Annotated in this window: 3 protein-coding genes; 2 read left to right on the forward strand and 1 reads right to left on the reverse strand. The window is 38.0% G+C overall.

What is annotated here, in order from left to right:
• Window positions 1–135: 135 nt before the first annotated feature.
• Window positions 136–981 (reverse strand): hypothetical protein, encoded by an 846-nt coding sequence (locus PL85_RS17645; protein ID WP_115340180.1) that lies wholly within the window; start codon window positions 979–981, stop codon window positions 136–138.
• A 251-nt stretch (window positions 982–1,232) separates the two neighbouring features.
• Between PL85_RS17645 and PL85_RS17650 the strand changes: the two genes are divergently transcribed.
• Both PL85_RS17650 and PL85_RS17655 read left to right on the forward strand, forming a co-directional pair.
• The gene (locus PL85_RS17650; protein WP_013867770.1) at window positions 1,233–1,505 is read left to right on the forward strand and encodes a type II toxin-antitoxin system TacA family antitoxin; all 273 of its coding nucleotides are present in this window, start codon (window positions 1,233–1,235) and stop codon (window positions 1,503–1,505) included.
• Window positions 1,502–1,999 carry a GNAT family N-acetyltransferase gene (locus PL85_RS17655; protein WP_013867769.1) on the forward strand — a complete coding sequence of 166 codons (498 nt, stop codon included), beginning with the start codon at window positions 1,502–1,504 and terminating at the stop codon, window positions 1,997–1,999. The genes PL85_RS17650 and PL85_RS17655 overlap by 4 nt, the downstream gene beginning before the upstream one ends.
• The last annotated feature ends 178 nt before the right edge of the window (window positions 2,000–2,177 follow it).

Below are 2,177 nucleotides of genomic sequence, written 5' to 3' on the forward strand. Positions count from 1 at the left end.
AACGCCCGCTTAAGGGGCAGCCAACGCTACTACCAACTTACCGCATAACACCGTAATCACAAAAACCAACGCATAGTAAAAATGCCGCGCGTTGGCTGTCCCTCTTGAAGCGTTTGTTAGCTGTATTAAATACCATTATGATTTATACAATCCATATCTAAGGTTTGAAAAATCCGGCTTTTCTATATTCTTTCCATATAAATAGTCAATCAATTCCAGTGCATGATGGACACTTGATAATTTTGAACTGATAACGGCGTCACTTTCTTTGATTACATCAAGATTATTTTTAATGGCTTTTCTTGAGAAATTATGAAGATTATATATACCAAGCATAAATTCATCTAATACTACATGTAAATCCATGTCGCAACCATATTCTAATTTTATCCTTCTCTTTAAAGATTTCTTTGAAGCTGGTAATAGACTTATTAATTCATCTCTATAAATCGGAATATGGAATGATACATTTACGGATTTTTCGTCACTCTTCACACTTACGCTTTGGACACTACCATTAATTACCAAGTCTCGATGTTGAGATACATTCCTAAGTTCAATCCCAACGAAGAAGCCAAGATTTTTTTCTTTTTCACTCTCTTTGAATTTCTTAGCAAGCTCTAAATCACAAGAATTCCCAGTCACATCAAAGATATAACATGATTTTTCAGAAAATCTATTCTCAGGCAAATAAAACTTATCAACATACAACTTTCCGAAATTCAAGAAATTGAATAACAACCTATTTAAATGGCTGTTATCTTCGTAGTTTTTTATATGCATATCAGATAAATAGAACCCATTCTGAGCAGAAAAGGCCAATACTCTTTTATATAAATTAACCTTAAAATCAAGATAAGATTCAACTACTTGATCATACAACTTCTCATATCGTAAAACGCTATTTAGTTTTATTAACTCATCTACGGGAGAATCTATCACCCCGTCAGATTGAATAGTATCAAACTTAATTTCATACATATCTCTTTGTTCCTAAAAATAGAGGACTGCTTATACAGCTAACGCCCAATTAAGTGGTGAACAACGCACTGACCAAGCCACCGCATTGCACCGTAAAACACTTTACTCAACGCATAGTAAAACTGCCACGCGTTGAGAATCCACTTGAATTGTTTGTTAGTTTGCGTGCCAAAGTGACACAACGATTGCTAATTGCACATTTTAAGACCATAATACCCATGTGACATTTTGACACAACAGGAGATAACATTATGGCTACTACTTTGCCTCGCATCACCGCTAGAGTTGATGTCGATACACAAGATTTACTCACTAAAGCTGCCGCTATCGCTGGTATGTCTAGTATTAACTCATTTGTTCTAAGCGCTGCAATTGAAAAGGCTAAACAAGTCATTGAACGTGAGCAAGCTTTAAAACTGAGCCAAGCCGATGCGATTTTGCTGATGGACGCATTAGACCGCCCAACAGCACAGAACTCAAAACTAAGAGCGGCCTCTGAACGATACGAGAGCAAGGCTCAATGATGAATACGGTACTTTTAGATAAAGTTAAACACGATAGAAACCGATTCAACTGTGGTATCGAAGCTCTCAATAATTACTTAAAAGTAATGGCGAGTCAGCAAGCAAAGAAAGACAACACCAGAACGTTTGTTCTGGAAGATGATAACAACAGCTCACATATCATCGGCTTTTACACGCTAACAATGACACCAATTGACTTAAAGGCATTGCCCGATAAATTACAAAAAAAGCACCAATCATCCACCTCTGGTGGCCTAATTGCCCGTCTTGCTGTCGATGACAGATACAAAGGGAAAGGCTTTGGTGAGTGGCTGCTCATCGATGCACTCAGAAAGCTATTAGCTGCTAGTGATAGCGTTGCATTTCCAGTTGTTATCGTTGATGCCAAAGACGGTGCAAAATATTTTTATGAACGCTATGGCTTTCAGGCATTTCAAGACGCTGAAAACAAACTCTTCATCACCATTGCGGATGTAAGAGCAAGCTTAGGCTAGTTAACTGCTAGCCTGTAGCAAACTAACGCCCAATTAAGTAGCCCGAAACGCTACTACCAAGCTTCCGCACAACACCGTAATCACCAAACTCAACGCACAATAAAAATGCTACGCGTTGAGGGTCTGCTTGAATTGTTTGTTATATTTCATTGAGAAAATCGTAAGCGCCCCATGATCC

The sequence above is a fragment of the Vibrio anguillarum genome (assembly GCF_001989995.2).
Taxonomy (GTDB): Bacteria; Pseudomonadota; Gammaproteobacteria; order Enterobacterales; family Vibrionaceae; genus Vibrio; species Vibrio anguillarum.